Raw genomic sequence first — 385 nt, 5'->3', positions numbered from 1 at the left:
GATAAAGGAACATTCTTCATCACTAATGATGGGAAGAAGAGAATATTAATTTCAGAATCAATGAATTATCAAGCAGTGGTTGACATGGAAAAAATAGATAAAGATGTTTTTACTTATAAAAGAATGGGAAAAGACGCTGATGGCAAAGATGTAGAGGTGTTCGTTGAACATGTTCCATATAAAGAAAAAGAGCTGTCTTTCACTGACCCTGACAAGCAGTTGGAAACTGCTACTGGGGATATTGTTAAGGACGTTGATGGAGATAAGATTTTAGGTAGCACGCTTTGGCACGGAACAAAGGTATTAGATGAAGACGGTAATGATGTCACCAAGGCCAATGCGAATTTTATAAGCTTGGCAGAATTTAATGACAAGACCAATAAAT

1 protein-coding gene is annotated in these 385 nt (G+C 36.4%); it reads left to right on the top strand.

Annotated features, from left to right (window positions below):
* Positions 1-385: DUF4822 domain-containing protein (locus CVN76_RS02140; protein ID WP_157805470.1), on the top strand; the 385-nt coding region annotated here is incomplete at both ends.

It is taken from the genome of Bacillus sp. mrc49 (genome assembly GCF_002803435.1).
The sequence above is the reverse complement of the archived record's forward strand: the minus strand, read 5'-3'. Positions and strand labels throughout refer to the sequence as shown.